The sequence below is a fragment of the Rouxiella badensis genome (genome assembly GCF_002093665.1).
Lineage (GTDB): Bacteria > Pseudomonadota > Gammaproteobacteria > Enterobacterales > Enterobacteriaceae > Rouxiella > Rouxiella badensis.
The window spans coordinates 24,286-39,072 of record NZ_MRWE01000020.1 but is presented as its reverse complement, the minus strand read 5'-3'; the positions used below and the strand labels follow the sequence as shown (position 1 = coordinate 39,072).

The 14,787-nt window shown below is 55.3% G+C and carries 12 protein-coding genes; 2 read left to right on the top strand and 10 right to left on the bottom strand.

Annotated features, from left to right (window positions below):
• Positions 1-17: 17 nt before the first annotated feature.
• Genes BS640_RS13080 through BS640_RS13055 form a run of 6 tightly spaced genes read right to left on the bottom strand, consistent with a single transcriptional unit; the run spans position 18 to position 6,688 of the window.
• Positions 18-1,562, bottom strand: coding sequence for a serine hydrolase domain-containing protein (locus tag BS640_RS13080; protein ID WP_084912713.1), 1,545 nt, complete (start codon positions 1,560-1,562; stop codon positions 18-20).
• 36 nt (positions 1,563-1,598) lie between these two features.
• A complete protein-coding gene (locus BS640_RS13075; protein ID WP_084912712.1) occupies positions 1,599-2,345 on the bottom strand; it encodes an ABC transporter ATP-binding protein in 747 nt (248 codons plus the stop codon).
• A complete protein-coding gene (locus tag BS640_RS13070) occupies positions 2,342-3,172 on the bottom strand; it encodes an ABC transporter ATP-binding protein (protein WP_017491188.1) in 831 nt (276 codons plus the stop codon). The genes BS640_RS13075 and BS640_RS13070 overlap by 4 nt, the downstream gene beginning before the upstream one ends.
• Positions 3,172-4,086, bottom strand: coding sequence for an ABC transporter permease (locus BS640_RS13065; protein WP_017491187.1), 915 nt, complete (start codon positions 4,084-4,086; stop codon positions 3,172-3,174). Before BS640_RS13065 ends, BS640_RS13070 begins: the two co-directional genes overlap by 1 nt.
• Positions 4,083-5,096, bottom strand: coding sequence for an ABC transporter permease (locus BS640_RS13060; protein WP_084912711.1), 1,014 nt, complete (start codon positions 5,094-5,096; stop codon positions 4,083-4,085). The genes BS640_RS13065 and BS640_RS13060 overlap by 4 nt, the downstream gene beginning before the upstream one ends.
• Positions 5,093-6,688 carry an ABC transporter substrate-binding protein gene (locus tag BS640_RS13055; RefSeq protein ID WP_026110435.1) on the bottom strand — a complete coding sequence of 532 codons (1,596 nt, stop codon included), beginning with the start codon at positions 6,686-6,688 and terminating at the stop codon, positions 5,093-5,095. The genes BS640_RS13060 and BS640_RS13055 overlap by 4 nt, the downstream gene beginning before the upstream one ends.
• Positions 6,689-6,931: 243 nt before the next feature.
• Between BS640_RS13055 and BS640_RS13050 the strand changes: the two genes are divergently transcribed.
• Entirely contained in the window at positions 6,932-8,056 is a 1,125-nt protein-coding gene (locus BS640_RS13050; RefSeq protein ID WP_084912710.1) for a dipeptidase, read from the top strand.
• Positions 8,057-8,194: 138 nt separating this feature from the next.
• Here BS640_RS13050 and BS640_RS13045 read toward each other — a convergent pair whose 3' ends face one another.
• Positions 8,195-9,463 carry an MFS transporter gene (locus BS640_RS13045; protein ID WP_084912709.1) on the bottom strand — a complete coding sequence of 423 codons (1,269 nt, stop codon included), beginning with the start codon at positions 9,461-9,463 and terminating at the stop codon, positions 8,195-8,197.
• A 79-nt stretch (positions 9,464-9,542) separates the two neighbouring features.
• Positions 9,543-10,850: an alpha-glucosidase/alpha-galactosidase gene (melA, locus tag BS640_RS13040; protein ID WP_017491182.1), complete on the bottom strand. Its 1,308-nt coding sequence runs from the start codon at positions 10,848-10,850 to the stop codon at positions 9,543-9,545.
• Positions 10,851-11,051: 201 nt separating this feature from the next.
• On the opposite strand from melA, the gene BS640_RS13035 reads away from it, so the two are divergent.
• Positions 11,052-11,882 carry an AraC family transcriptional regulator gene (locus tag BS640_RS13035; protein WP_017491181.1) on the top strand — a complete coding sequence of 277 codons (831 nt, stop codon included), beginning with the start codon at positions 11,052-11,054 and terminating at the stop codon, positions 11,880-11,882.
• 110 nt (positions 11,883-11,992) lie between these two features.
• On the opposite strand, the gene uxuA is transcribed toward BS640_RS13035, so the two are convergent.
• Positions 11,993-13,174, bottom strand: a complete 1,182-nt coding sequence (gene uxuA, locus BS640_RS13030) for a mannonate dehydratase (RefSeq protein WP_084912708.1) — start codon at positions 13,172-13,174, stop codon at positions 11,993-11,995.
• Between the two features lie 51 nt (positions 13,175-13,225).
• Complete coding sequence (locus BS640_RS13025; protein WP_084912707.1) at positions 13,226-14,539, bottom strand: MFS transporter; 1,314 nt, start codon at positions 14,537-14,539, stop codon at positions 13,226-13,228.
• Positions 14,540-14,787 lie beyond the last annotated feature (248 nt).

The following is a 14,787-nucleotide window of genomic DNA, read 5'->3' as shown; positions in this document are numbered from 1 at the left end:
AGAGGGGGCGCAAAGGTTTACGCGGTAGGTTCCCAGCTGATGCGGCACTCGTCGCGGCGGAAAATCAATACCCGGCTGCGGTTCGAGATAAGATGCACGTCATAACCCTGGAAGTACAGGCAGAACGATTTTTCCCACGGACCGTCAGGCATTTTCACCAGCAGTCGACCTTCACCGACCGGCACGAGCTTACCGCTGGCACGCAAAGGCCCAATCCCCATCTTCAGCTCGTCGCCTTCGATATCAAAAGCGGCTTTCGATTCCGGGTGGAACCAACGGCCCTGAATCATGTTCAGACAATCATTGGCCTCGATGGGCGCGAAAAAGCGTCGCGCCAGACCGATTTCGCCTTCGATGGCGTCTCCGTTCATCTCTAAACGCATCGGCAGATGCGCAGAAAGCGACACGCTGCTGCCATCTTCGGCCTGATACAAATTCTCGCTGGCCCCCAGATAGCTGGCCACGCCGTTATTTACCGACAGCCAGTAAGGCTCGGCCTTGCTGGCATACAGGCCGTCTTTTAGCGACGTACTGCGCGCGGGAAGCGGGGTCTCAAGCAGGGCAGACATCACCTCGAGCAGCGCCGTAAACGAGGCGGTGTCTTCGCGGTTGGACACCAGCGCGGCGCCCATTTGCAGCTCGGGATGCAGCAGGAAATAAGTTTTATAGCCCGCGTGTGACCCGCCGTGACCGACCAACTGATGCCCGCCGATTTTGCTATGGGCGATCCCCAAGCCATAGGCGGTTGGCGTGCCGTCTTTCAGGAAGCGCGGTTGACTCAGGTGTTTTAACACCCCTGCGCCAGGGCCGCTGTCTTTAAGCAGGCTTTGCAACCAGCTCGACAGTGAACGCAAACTGCCCGTCAGGCTGCCGGACGCCGAGAGATGCAGACCTGCGGCGGCGGTTTTCCAACCGGTTGCCGATTTCCAGTAACCCGGCACCAGATTTGGCACAATATCAAACCAGCTTTCAGGGGCGTGGAACGCGATATCCAGCGGTTGAGCAATGTGGCGCTGCAGCAGATCTTCGAACAAAATCCCTTTCTGTTTCAGAATGGTTTCTACCAAACGGTAGCCGGTGTTCGAATAAGAAATCTCAGTGCCCGCGGCAAAGTTAAGGCTGCCGTCGGTGGCCAGAAAGTCGATTAATGCATCAGCCTCGGTGACGTTATAGACCGATATTCCCAGCAGGGACAGGGTCTCGCGCACGTCGGGTAAACCGCCGGTCATATCCAGCGCCTGACCTAGGGTGACTTTTGCCATCGGGCCTTTAAGCTGGGGCAGATGTTGTCCCAGCGGGTCGTCGGTCGATAATCCGGCATGGCTGCGTAAAAGGGCCAGTGCAGCAAAAATATGCTTGGTTACCGAGGCATAGCGCACGACGCTGTCGATGCTAAACTGCTCACCGGTGGTCAGATTCGCCAGACCGCCGCAGGCTTCACCGCGCAGCGTCGAGCTGTCAAAAAGTGTGATGGCACCTCCGGGCTCTCCCGGCTGGTTCCAGCGTTGGGTGATCTTTTGGGCCGCATCGAGTGCGGCTTGCCAGTTAACACGTGAAGTCATTCCATTATCCTTGGCTAATCTATATTTGGTTAAGCCTCAGTCGATTTCCGGCTCTTCGAGATTCAGACTCAACTTTCTGAGCTCGGCGGTGTGCGGATGTGTAACGTTACCCGCCCGTAAATCGTTCGCACTCACAAGCTCGACCATTTGACCACCGATCATGACTCCGATTCTGGTGCAAAGATGCGTTACGACGGCTAAATTGTGCGTCACCATCACATAGGTCAGCTTTTTTTGCTCTCTGATATCGGTCAACAGGTTCAGAATTTCGGCCTGTACCGAAACGTCGAGGGCGGAGGTGGGTTCGTCGAGCAACAGAACCTGGGGTTCCGAAATCAGCGCACGGGCAATGGCAACGCGCTGGCGCTGACCGCCCGAAAGCTGGTGAGGGAAGCGAAAACGCACGCTCTGCGGCAGGGCCACTTCGCTTAGCGCATCGGCAATGCGTTTTTCAATGTTCAGAAAACCGTGCACTACCAGCGGCTCGGCCAGTATGCGGTCAATGGTTTGACGCGGATGCAGCGAGCCATAGGGGTCTTGAAACACCATTTGTACCCTGCGGTAAAAGCGTTTTGCCCGCTTTGTGGTCTGGGCTTCACCGCCGATGTCCATCGAGCCGGACCAGTGCTGATTCAGCCCGGCCAATGCGCGTAGGATAGTGGATTTTCCAGAGCCGCTTTCGCCCACAATGCCAAAGCTTTCACCATTGGCGACGTGAAAACTGACCCCTTTTACGACTTCGGTATCGCCGAACGAGATGCGCAATTGGTCTAAAGTAATCATGCTGTCTTCCACGCCTCGTCGCGAACCAAAATCGGCAGTCTGTCTCTCGGATGCATCAGCGAAGGCAGGCATTCCAGCAGGCCACGGGTGTAAGGATGTTTGGCGTGGCGCAGTTCGCCCGCCTGTAACGTTTCGACGATGCGACCGGCATACATTACCGCCACGCGATCGCAGAATTTGGACACCAGCGGCAGGTCGTGGCTGATGAGAATCAACCCCATTCCCCGGCTCGACACCAAATCGTCGAGCAGGCGCAGTATTTCGGCCTGAACCGTGGCATCGAGCGCGCTGGTCGGCTCGTCGGCAATCATCAGCTCCGGGTCCGGTGCCAGCATCATGGCTATCATGACGCGCTGGCCCATCCCGCCCGAGACCTCGTGCGCGTAGCGTTCTGCCACCTTGTGCGGGTCACGGATACGCACCTGATCCAACAAGTCGATAGCCGCTTCCATCGCCTGACGTTTGCTGCCGCCCTTGTGCGTCTGCCACGCCTCGGCCACCTGTTTGCCGATGGTCATCACCGGATTCAGAGAATATTTCGGGTCCTGTAAAATAAAGCCGACGCGCTTGCCGCGAATTTGTCGCATCTGCTTTTCACCGGCGTTACGCAGGTCGATACCGTCGAAGGAGAGGGTATCGGCGCGGCATTTGGCGCTGGAGGGCAGCAGGTTCATCAGACAGCGGGCGGTCAACGATTTGCCGGAGCCGCTCTCGCCCACGATGCCGAGCTTTTCTTTGCCCAGAGACAGAGAAACGCCGCGTACGGCGTCAAAGCTGCCGCTGCGGGTTTCAAACGTGATATGTAAATTCTTGATATCGACCAGCATTAGCGTTCCTTAGGATCGAGGACGTCACGCAAACCATCGCCGAGAAAATTAAAGGCCAGCGAGGTGACAAAAATAGCGATTGCGGGAATGAGCGGAACCCACCATTCGCTGAACAGGAAACGTCGTGCGGTTGCAATCATCGCGCCCCATTCCGGCGACGGCGGCTGTGCGCCCATGCCCAGAAAGCCGAGGCTGGCGGCGGTGATGATAATCGAGCTCATGTCCAGCGTGACGCGAACCACCAGGCTTGGCACACACAGCGGCATGATATGGCGCATCACAATGCGCGCAGGCGTTGCCCCGGTCAGACGGCAGGCGGCGATATAGTCGGTGCCGCGTACCTGCATGGTTTCGGCGCGGGCCAGTCGAGCGTAAGGCGGCCAGGCGGTGAGGGCGATGGCGAGAATGGCGCTCTCGATGCCCGGTTTGAGCGCCGCGACGAACGCCAGCGCTAAAATCAGGCGCGGGAAGGCCAGAAACACGTCGGTGATACGCATCAGGATGCGGTCAACCAGCCCACCAGCATAGCCGGCCACACAGCCAATCAGCAGACCGAGTGGGGCGACGATGGCGACCACCACAATCACCATGCCGAGCGTGATGCGTCCGCCATAGAGGATGCGGCTATAGGTATCGCGCCCCAGTTCGTCGGTGCCCAACAGGTGCAGTGCAGAAGGTTTGGCGAGACGGTTGGCGAGATCCTGGTCGCCCGGATGATAGTGCGTCAGCAGCGGTGCGCAGAGCGAAATAGCCAGCACCAACAGTACAGTCACCAGGCCAATCAGCGCCAGCGGGTTGGAGCGCAGGCCAAGCCAGATACGATAGCGTCTTCCCCAAACGGCCTGAGTACGTGTTTTAGGGGTCTCATCGAGCAGCCATGCTCGTGACCCCGTTCGTGAAATTAAGCGGGTCATTTTACGCGAGGATCCAGAAGTCGATAGAGAAGGTCGGCAAGCAGATTGAGCAGCACGTAAATCGCGCCAATCAGCAACGTGGAACCGATGACCGGGTTCATGTCGGCGTTCATCAGAGAGACGGTGAGATACTGTCCGAGGCCCGGCCACGAGAAGACATTTTCGGTCACCACCGCGCCTTCGAGCAGACCGGCATAGGTCAGCGCCAGGACGGTAATCAGCTGCACGCCCACCGTCGGGAAGGCGTGTTTCCAGATAACGCGGCTTGCCGAGAGTCCCTTGGCGCGCGCGGTGATAACGTATTCACCGCTAAGCGCATTGAGCATAAAGGTCCGGGTCATGCGGGTGATGTAGGCCATGCTGAAATAGGCCAGAATCAGCACCGGCTGCACCATGTGCGCCAGTGCGTCCCAGAATGCGCCGATGTCGCCCGCCAGCAGGGAATCGACCGTAAGTAAACCGGTCACCTGTGGGATCATGTCCTGATAAATGATGTCCTGACGGCCGGGGCCTGGCGCAATGCCGAGCACCGAGTAGAAAATCAGCAGGCTGAGCAGCGCGAGTACGAATACCGGCAGGGAGTGTCCCGCCAGACAGACGACGCGAATGGTCTGATCAATCCAGCTTCCCTGACGCGTTGCCGCCCATACGCCAAGCGGAATGCCGATGACCGCGGCGATAATAATCGCCGCGGTGGCAAGCTCGAGCGTAGCGGGGAAGTAGCGCGCAATGTCGCTGGTCACCAGATTCGAGGTTACCGCAGAGCGACCAAGGTCACCGTGAGCCAACTGAACGAGATAGTGGAGGAACTGCATCCAAAGGGGCTGATCCAGCCCCATTTCATGACGTACACGTTCGACAACCGATTCCGGTGCGTTATCGCCAACCGCAGCCAGCACCGGATCTGTCGGCATCACCCTGCCTATAAAGAAGGTAATCACCGACAGGCCAAACAAAGTAAGACAAACGCTGATGCAGGTACTCAGAAAACTGTTGAGTCTCTTGCTCACGCTTTAACAACCTTCTCGTAGGGACTGGTGCTCATGACCGTTAATACCACGCCGCTAATATCATGACGGCAGGCGGCGGTTAACGTCGGCTGGAACATTATCATGAACGGGCTGTTTTCCATGTGCTGGGTTTGTAGCTGCTCATAAAGCTTGATGCGGGTGGCCGGATCCGACTCGTGCAGCGCCTGGGTGCTGAGATCAGAAATGGCCTTGTCCTGCCAGCTACAGCGCCATGCCAGCGTCCGGCTCTTGGCGTTGGTGGTGTTGTCAGGGTTGCTGCAAAAAGCCTCGGCGTTAGAGTTCGGATCAAAATAGTCAGCGCCCCACTGGGTCAGTGCCAGCTGCTGTTGACGGGCACGCATCTTGGTCAGCACCTGACGGCTCTCGGCGGCCAGCAGGGTGACCTTGATGCCGATTTCGCCTAGGTTGGACTGAATCGCCTGGGCAATATCGGCGGAAGGCGAGGCTGAATAGTGGTCGAGCGTGACCTCGAAACCGTTCGGGAAACCGGCCTCGGCCAGCAGCGCCTTGGCTTTGGTGACATCACGTTTGTACATGATGGTGTTCACCGCGGCAGGGAAACCCTCCGGCAGGAAGCTCTGGTGAATTTTGTGGGTCAGCGGGATGATGTTTTTCTGAATACTTTCGTAATCCAACGCCCATTTTATCGCCTGCCAGACCTGAGGTTTGGCAAGGTTAGGGTTGGCGACGTTGGCGGAGACCATCAGGGTACCGGCGATACCTTTACTCACCAGCGTGAAGTTCTTGTCGTTTTGCAGCGGTCGCAGCTGTTCGGTGGTCAGGTTGCGCGCGATATCGACATCGCCTTTTTGCAGCATCAACAGCTGCGCGGACGGGTCAACGATGTGGCGGATAATGACCCGTTCGATTTTCCCGGCGTGAGGATTATTTTTGTTGCTCTCGAGGATCACCGTTTCACTGACTTTCCAGGTACGCAGCTTGAAGGCACCCGAACCGGCGCTGTTGGTTTTCAGCCACGCGTTGCCGAGGTCATCCCCTTTCTGGTTGGCAAGGCAGGCTGACTTCTGTACCACGGAACCCACGTTGGCCGACAGACAGTAGAGCAGGAAGGATTCAGAGGCCGGTTCGGCAGTTTTGATAACCAACGTTTGTTTGTCTGGTGCGCTGATAAACTGCTCGACGTTGTCTTTGGTATAGCCAAACTGGTTGATGATGTAGGCCGGGCTTTTATCGAGTTTCACCACGCGCTGAAGAGAGAAGGCGGCATCTTCGGCGGTGAGCGGCGTGCCGTCGGCGAATTTTGCGTTCGGGTCCATCTTGAAGGTGAAGGTTTTTTTGTCGTCAGAGGCGGTCCAGGAGAGCGCCAGGTCGCCTTCAATTTCGTTCGCTGCGGTAAGTTTAGGTTTAACCAACTGCTGATACAGGTTGCCAGTGACTTCTTCACCGACGGATTCGAAGGCTTCATGCGGGTCAAGGCTGGTAATGATATCGAGCTGAAGCGCCATCACCAGGATGTTTTTGGGCGTGGCTGCGAAGACATTATCGAGGCTGAGGTAAGATAAAACAGGCATTGCTGCGAAACCGGTAATAAAACTACGCCTTGTGACCATGAGGACTCCCATCGTGTTGATATTTAAACTTAAAATTTAATTTTATTAGGTCCTGCCCTTGACTTGTCCGCTGCGCTTTGTCTCTAATGGACGGCATCGCAGCCGCGCCACGATGCGCCGTTTTCACAAGAAAATGTAATGTGAAATTTTGCTCATGCGTGGTGCGATTCAGAAATGAATTGCACCTTTTAAGAGCGAGGCTGAATCATTCCTGTCGTGCTTAACCAAGGGTAGACCTTTTTTATGAATAACATAGTCAGCGCAACTGAAGGCCCGGTACCGGTATTTGACGGACATAACGACGTTTTACTGCAACTTTGGTTAAATCATCGCCAAAATCCGCAACACGCGTTTCTGGAAGGTCCCGCCTGCGGGCAAATGGACCTGGCACGCTGCCGTGAGGCAGGCTTTGCCGGAGGCCTGTTCGCGGCCTATGTTCCCTCACCGAAGCTGCCTGACTTAACGGAAGAAGCAAGTATCGTGCCGGGTTCAGGAATTGATACTCGTTTCCTGTTGGAAGGTACTAATAAGCATCCCGATTTTTCTCCGACGCCAGATTTCAATTCTGCGCGTGACGTCACAATTGGCATGATGGCGTTTTTGCTGCGTATCGAAAAAGCCTCCGCGGGCGCGGTAAAAATTTGCCGCAGCGCGAAAGAAATCCGTGAGTCGATACAAAATCAATCATTAGCTGTGGTTATGCATATTGAAGGCGCCGAGGCGATTGACCCTGACCTCTATCTGCTGGACGTGTTCTACGCGATGGGGCTGCGTTCGATTGGCCCAGTCTGGAGCCGTCCGAACATCTTTGGGCACGGCGTGCCGTTCAAATTTCCGTCATCGCCAGACCTCGGACCGGGACTCACCGAGCTGGGGATTAAGCTGGTCAAGGCCTGTAATCAGAAACGCATCATGGTTGACCTGTCGCATCTGGATGAAAAAGGTTTCTGGCAGGTGGCAAAACACAGCGACGCACCGCTGGTGGCCAGCCACTCTAATGCCCATGCACTCAGCGCTCAGTCACGCAATCTGACCGACAAACAGCTCGAGGCGATTAAAGAGAGCGGCGGCTTTGTCGGCGTGAACTTTGGCATGTCATTCCTGCGCGAAGACGGGCAAAAATCCCCGGACGCCTCGGTGCTCGATATGGTGCGCCACGTCGATTACCTGGTCGAGAAACTCGGTGAAGACAAAGTGGGCTTTGGCTCAGACTTCGACGGCGTAACACTGACACCGGACATGGTCGATGTGCGCGGCCTGCGCAAGTTCGAAGCCGCGCTGCGCAAGGCGGGATATAACACTTCGCTGCTGGAGAAAATCTGCCATAAAAATTGGATTAGCGTGCTCGAAAGAACCTGGGGTGAGTAATTTAAGTTTATTATATTCAATAAATTAAGGTTGAAGCCCTGTTAAAGGGGCCGCGCAGAACAACCCCGCCCGTCAGTTCTGCGCAACCTCATCGTTTCCTGCAAGAGCGTCTCCTCAAGGGGTGAGTGGGCCAGGGGTTCATTGCGCAGCAGGCCGCGGAGCAGGCGCGTGCAGGCCTTCTTCCTCGACAATCGCCGCTTTACCGCTCAGAACAAAGGCCGAAATGAGGGTGAACAGCAGCGCAATGCATCCCAGCATCAGATAAGAAGTTTTGAAACCATAGTTGACGTACATCAGACCTGCCGCATAAGACATACCTATCGCCGATAGCTGCTTGAAGAAGCAGTAACCCCACAGATAAATGGAGGCGGAAAGATTGACGTTAAATTGGGTGGTGATGTATTTGAAAATGCCCACCAGCAGGAACGGCACTTCAAACATATGCAGCGTCTTGAGTAAAATCACCGCCGTAACCGACTCCGCCTGCGACGAGCCTATAATCCGCACCGACATAATCAGTCCGGCAATCAGCAGCGCATTCTTGCCGCCAATGCGATTGATGATAAGCGGCGCAAAGAACATGATGAAAGCATTGAGAAACTCGCCTAGCGTGGTCACATATCCAAACGCCTGGGTACCGGCGTGCCTGTCGCGGAAGAAAGAGGTAAAGAAGTTGGCGAACTGCTGATCGTAGACGTCGTACACGCAGGCAACGCCAACGATATACATCACCAGATACCAAAATTTGCGCATTTTCAGCAGGCCAAGCGCCGTTTTTAGCTGCACCGGGTTATGGTTCAACGCCAGCCCGTCCGCCACTTTTAGCGTATTGCCTTTTTCCGGTTTGAAAAGATAGAGCAAGCCCGCCATGGCGAGCGCAAAGCTTGATGCCAGCCAAAAAGCAAACTGATTGTTGATGGTGAACATATAGCCGACGATAGAGGCGCAGATGGCCCAGCCAATGCAGCCAAACAGACGAGCGCGACCATACTCAAACTGGCTGCGGCGGCTGACTTTTTCGATGTAGGCTTCAATGGCCGGTGACCCACCGCTGCACACCACGCCCAGATAAATCCCGCACAGCAACGCGCCTAAAAAGAAGTTGCTTTGCAGTAACGGCGAGAACACATAGATAAACAGCGGGGCCAGAAACAGCAGCAGAAAGATAATCATCCAAAGCAGATGTTTCTTCAGTCCAAACTTGTCAGTGACGAAGCCAAATACCGGCTGAAATATCAGGGCAAACAGTGCCATGCTGGCGAAGACTACGCCGGTTTGTCGCTGGTCGAGATGATTGACGTCATGCAGCCAAATGGGGAAGAAAGGCATCACCGCGCCAATGATAAAGAAATAGAAAAAACAGAAGGCACCGAAGATCCAAAAATTTTTGTTTTTTAAATAGAACATGGTCCACCGTCCATTTTTGACGGCGCAGAACGGGCCTGCGCCTTATGGGTTTTGATGCAGTAACAGCTTGATTTAATGATTAATGATAGGCAGGGAGCCATGTGCCGTGCGCGTCGATAAGCTCGTCGCAAAGCTTACGAATGTCATCGATAGACAGCTCGGCAGAGGTATGCGGGTCGAGCAGCGCCGCGTGGTAAATAGCCTCACGTTTGCGGCTGACCGCTGCTTCAATGGTCAGTAACTGGGTATTGATATTGGTGCGGTTTAGCGCGGCGAGCTGCTCCGGCAAATTACCGACGTAGCAAGGGCTGACTCCCTGACCGTCTACCAGGCAAGGGACCTCGACACAGGCCTCGGCGGGCAGGTTGGTTATCAGGCCGGTATTCAGCACGTTACCGCCAATCTTATAAGGTTTGTCGGTTTCAATGGCCTCAATGATGTAAGAGGCATATTCATGGCTGCGCTGGTGCGTCAGGTTGGCATCGTGGGTTAGCGCCAGTTTCTGCTGCTGCCACTTTTCAATCTGCTCAATGCAGCGGCGAGGATATTCATCGAGCGGAATATTGAAGCGCTCAATGAGTTGTGGATAGTGACGCTTAATCCAGTAGGGCATGTATTCAGCGTTATGTTCTGAGGATTCAGTGACATAGTAGCCAAAGGTCTTCATGATTTCGTGGCGCACCATGTCATCGTGCTTGCCCTCTAAGGCGTTGGCTCGACGCTTGATCTCTGGGTAAAGGTCCTCACCGTGGCGGCGAATATCCAGCAGCCATGCCATATGGTTAATGCCTGCGATATGGAACTGTACGCCATCGGTCGGCATCCCCACGCTTTGTAACAGCGTTTGCGCGCAGACCTGAACGCTGTGGCATAGCCCGACGGTTTTCACGCCGGTATGACGCAGCATGGCACCGGTCAAAGACGCCATGGGATTGGTATAGTTCAGCAGCCAGGCGTCAGGGCATACCGCCTCGATATCCCGTGCAAAATCAAACATCACCGGCAGCGTGCGCAGGGCACGGAAGATACCGCCAATTCCCAAGGTATCGGCGATGGTTTGCTGTAGGCCGTATTTTTTGGCGATGGCGAAATCGGTGATGGTGCAAGGGTCATAGCCACCGACCTGAATGGCATTCACCACGTAGTCGGCATTCTTGAGTGCCGCGAGGCGATTCTCTACGCCGAGGTAGGGGGTGATTTTCGCCCGTCCGGCGTTGGTATTACGGTTGATATTGTTCAACATGGCCAACGATTCGCTGAGGCGCGCACCGTCAATATCATATAACGCAATATCCACCTCTTTTAATGCCGGGGTCGCCATAATATCGCCCAACACGTTTTTGGCGAAGATGGTGCTGCCCGCGCCCATGAAAGTGACTTTTATCATTTAATCTCTCCACTGCTGCTGTTTTCGATTTGCTGAAACTACGCTGCAATGGCGGCGCGAGATATGGATGAATGTGACCTTGTTATGGTGAAAAATGACTCACCTCGAATAATGTGAGCGAGATCTTGATTTGATGACGGACGCCATAATTTGCCTCGACTACACTGCTAGAACAGGCAAGAAAATCACGGACGTCCACTGATGCATAAGACCTTTACGCTGAATCGCACAGACAATATCGAGTTGAATCTCTATCAGTACGGAGAGGAAGATTGCGATAAGGGACACCGATTTGGACCCGCTGTGCGTCAGCACTATCTATTTCATTATGTGATAAGTGGTGTCGGCGTTCTGCACAGTGAATACGGATCCTTTAGCGTTGCGGCGGGAGAAGGGTTTTTGATTCACCCGCACGACGTGACCACCTACTGTGCCGATGAACGTCGCCCCTGGCACTACATGTGGCTTGAGGTCGATGGGCTGGTGGCCAGCAAGATTTTTGCGGAGTGCGGGCTGAGTCGACAGTTTCCCGTTTATCGGCCCAATCGGCCTGAACAAGGCGCTGACGCCGAGCGCTGCCTGCGGCAGATCATTGCCGACGGGGATGGGCATCGCCTCAAGGTGCTGGGCCTGTGTTACCTGTTCTTTTCTGCACTGATTGGCAATACGCAGCAGGGTATGGCAGAGCAGCATAACGACAAAGCGCAGCACCTGCGTAAGGCCATCAAACAGATTGAAAACCGTTACCATGAAAACCTGACCATCGAGAGCCTGTCGGCTTATTGCAATATCAACCGCAGCTATCTCTGCCGCCTGTTTAAAAGCCAATACGGCATCGGCCCCAAGGAATATTTGCTTAATTTCCGTATGAGCATCGCGGTCAGCCTGTTGTGCAATCAACATACCGCCATCAAGGTGGTGGGAATATCGGTAGGTTATGAAAACCAGCTTCACTTTTCCAAGGCGTTCAAGCAGGTTCATGGCGTATCGCCGGCCAAATGGCGAGAGCAGAATCTTGGGCGGGAGCAGTAAAGGGGGGAGCAGTAGAGGGCGGGAATTTTTTGTGGCAGATTCACCCCCGCTTTCCCCTTTGTCGTGACGGGGAAAGCGTGGGCAGGGCTAAATATTCAACTCAGCGGCTATCAAGAAAAAAGCGTCTGCTTCAGTGCGCGTTCAACGCCTCGAAGTTCGGCCAGCCCGCGCAGTCGGCCAATGGCTGAATAGCCCGGGTTAGTTTTCTTTTTCAGGTCATCCAGCATCTGATGACCGTGATCGGGGCGCATCGGAATAGGGCGTAGATCCTGAGTGCGTTGGCGGCGCTGCTCTTCGGTCAGTATCGCTTTAATAACCGCCACCATATCCACATCACCGTCCAGATGGTCGGCCTCGTGGAAACTGCCCGGCGTCGCCTCGCGCGTGGTGGCACGCAGGTGAATAAAGTGAACGCGGTCGGCGAAGGCAGTAAACATCTTCACCAGGTCGTTATCCTCACGGACGCCGTATGAACCGGTACAGAAAGTGAAGCCGTTGTGCACGCTGTCGACGGTGTCTTTCAGCCACTGCATATCTTCGAGGGTGGAGACGATGCGCGGCAGGCCGAGGATCGGACGCGGGGGATCGTCCGGGTGAACGGCAAGGCGCAGGCCGTACTGCTCGGCAACCGGCACGATGGCACGCAGGAAGTGCGCCATGTTGTCACGCAGGCCCGCCTTGTCGATGCCGTCGTAAGTCGCCAGACGTGCGCGGAACTGCTCCAGGGTGTAGCCTTCTTCGGCACCCGGCAGGCCGGCAATAATATTGGCGGTTAACGTGTCTTTTTCCTGCTCGGACATCGCCGCAAAATACTCTGCCGCCTGCTGCTGTTCGAGGGAGGAGTAATCTTTTTTAGCCCCTTCACGTTGCAGAATATGCAGCTCGAAGGCCGCAAAGGCCGTCTGGTCAAAGCGCAGTGCGCGCGAGCCGTCTGGCAACAGATACCCGAGGTCGGTGCGGGTCCAGTCGAGCACCGGCATGAAGTTATAGCAAATAGTATCGATGCCGCAGGCCGCGAGGTTGCGCATCGACTGTTGGTAGTTGGCAATATGCTGTTCGCACTGTCCGCTGCGGGTTTTAATCTCTTCGTGAACCGGAATACTTTCGACCACCGACCAAACCAGGCCTTTCTCGGCCAGTTCCGCCTGACGCTGTTTGATTTCCTCAATCGGCCACACCTCACCGTTAGGAATGTGGTGCAGGGCGGTGACCACGCCGGTTGCGCCAGCCTGACGCACGTCATCCAACGAAACCAGGTCTTTTGGGCCATACCAGCGCCATGTTTGCTCCATGTTTTACTCCTTGTATTTCATCAGCGCCGCCGAGCGGTGGCGGCAAATGGGTCAGGCTGTTGCAGCCGATTCAATTGGGTTTTTAACGATAAAGAAATAGGACAGCGCACCGGCAAAGGTGACGCATGAGCACACCACTAACGCCCAGTTAAACGAGCCGGTGGTGTCGAGCACCCAACCGGTCACAATCGGCGCAAAAGAGGCAAAGATAAAGCTGCCAAAGTTCTGAATACTGCTGACTGAAGCCACCATGCGCGAAGGTGCGATAATCTGTACCAGCCCCCACGCAGAGGTGCCAGCAAAGTGGATAAAGAACAGCGCGAGGCTGATAAAGGCGACGGCTTCGGCAGTGCTCGAAGACTGGATAACCAGCAGAGTGCAGGCCGCCGAACACACCAGGCCAAAGCAAATCAGCGCCTTTCGGCTTCTTAACAGCGAGTAACCTTTATTGGCCAGTTTGTCTGCCACCACACCATTAACCAGCATGCCAAGCGAGCCAAACAGGAAGGGAATGGCCGCAACCCAGCCGGTGTTAGCCAGACTCAGACCGCGCTCGGCCTGCAAATAGCCGGGCAACCAGGCCAGATAGAGCCAGCCGGTGTAGTTAACGCCGCTGAAGCCTAAAATCATCCCCCAGACGCTGCGACGTTTAAATAATGAACCCCATTCACGCAGGCTAAGGCGGGTTTGGACCAGCGGTTTGCTGCCGCTGTCGAGATAGGCGGTGTCCTCGGCGCTAAGGCTGATTTGATCTCGATTGCGGTACCAGGCGTACCAGCAGAGCGCGATAGCGATGCCCGCCACGCCGATGATAACGAACATCATCCGCCAGCCGAACGCCAGCATCAGGGCGACCAAAATTGGCGGCGCGAACGCCTGACCGAGCGTGGTCGAGGAGTTGAAAATGCCCATCGGCAGGCCGCGGTTTTTGACGTTAAACCAGTCGTTCACCACCTTGACGCCGCTCGGCATAAACGGCGCTTCGCCGATGCCAAGCCCGATACGCAGCATAATAAAATGGCTGAAGCTGTTAACGCTGCCCGCCAGGGCCTGCATCACCGACCAGAACAGCAGGCCGCCGCCAAGCACCACGCGTGGGCCAAAACGGTCGAGCAGAATGCCGCTGGGCAGTTGTGAGATGCCGTAGGAGAGTGAAAACGCCGACAGCAGGAAGCCAAACTCGGTGGCTGAAAGTCCTAAATCACCGCGGATGGCCTGATTGGCAATCGACAGTGACCCGCGATCGAGAAAATTAACGATCCCTGCCATGAACAGCAGGGTGAGGGAAAGGGTCTGAATGCGCTTTATTTTATTCGATCTGGCGAGTGTTTCCGGCAGCACGCTGTCCAGAGAAGAGGTTTGCATAGCCTGTCCTTACTTATGTTTTTTATCGTAGGGTCGGTCAGTAATAATAATCTTGTGGCCCAATCGTCTGCTGGTCAGGCCATCAGGCCTGTGTATAATTCAGCAGTCTGAAGTAAATTAATGTGATCCTTGCTGCAATATTGATCATCCAATAAATGGGGCAGTGCGCGACGAGTCGGGGGCTTAGGCGCTATGATAGACGCAGTCATATTGGCGCGGTATCGGTATCAGAGCCTGATAAATCAGCG

Excerpts from the sequence above, each read along its gene's own strand:
- uxuA (WP_084912708.1), bottom strand. The coding sequence starts at position 13,174 with ATGGAGCAAACATGGCGCTGGTATGGCCCAAAAGACCTGGTTTCGTTG.
- BS640_RS13080 (WP_084912713.1), bottom strand. The coding sequence starts at position 1,562 with ATGACTTCACGTGTTAACTGGCAAGCCGCACTCGATGCGGCCCAAAAG.
- BS640_RS13045 (WP_084912709.1), bottom strand. The coding sequence starts at position 9,463 with ATGTTCTATTTAAAAAACAAAAATTTTTGGATCTTCGGTGCCTTCTGT.
- BS640_RS13070 (WP_017491188.1), bottom strand. The coding sequence starts at position 3,172 with ATGCTGGTCGATATCAAGAATTTACATATCACGTTTGAAACCCGCAGC.
- melA (WP_017491182.1), bottom strand. The coding sequence starts at position 10,850 with ATGATAAAAGTCACTTTCATGGGCGCGGGCAGCACCATCTTCGCCAAA.
- BS640_RS13065 (WP_017491187.1), bottom strand. The coding sequence starts at position 4,086 with ATGACCCGCTTAATTTCACGAACGGGGTCACGAGCATGGCTGCTCGAT.
- BS640_RS13055 (WP_026110435.1), bottom strand. The coding sequence starts at position 6,688 with ATGGTCACAAGGCGTAGTTTTATTACCGGTTTCGCAGCAATGCCTGTT.
- BS640_RS13075 (WP_084912712.1), bottom strand. The coding sequence starts at position 2,345 with ATGATTACTTTAGACCAATTGCGCATCTCGTTCGGCGATACCGAAGTC.
- BS640_RS13025 (WP_084912707.1), bottom strand. The coding sequence starts at position 14,539 with ATGCAAACCTCTTCTCTGGACAGCGTGCTGCCGGAAACACTCGCCAGA.
- BS640_RS13050 (WP_084912710.1), top strand. The coding sequence starts at position 6,932 with ATGAATAACATAGTCAGCGCAACTGAAGGCCCGGTACCGGTATTTGAC.
- BS640_RS13035 (WP_017491181.1), top strand. The coding sequence starts at position 11,052 with ATGCATAAGACCTTTACGCTGAATCGCACAGACAATATCGAGTTGAAT.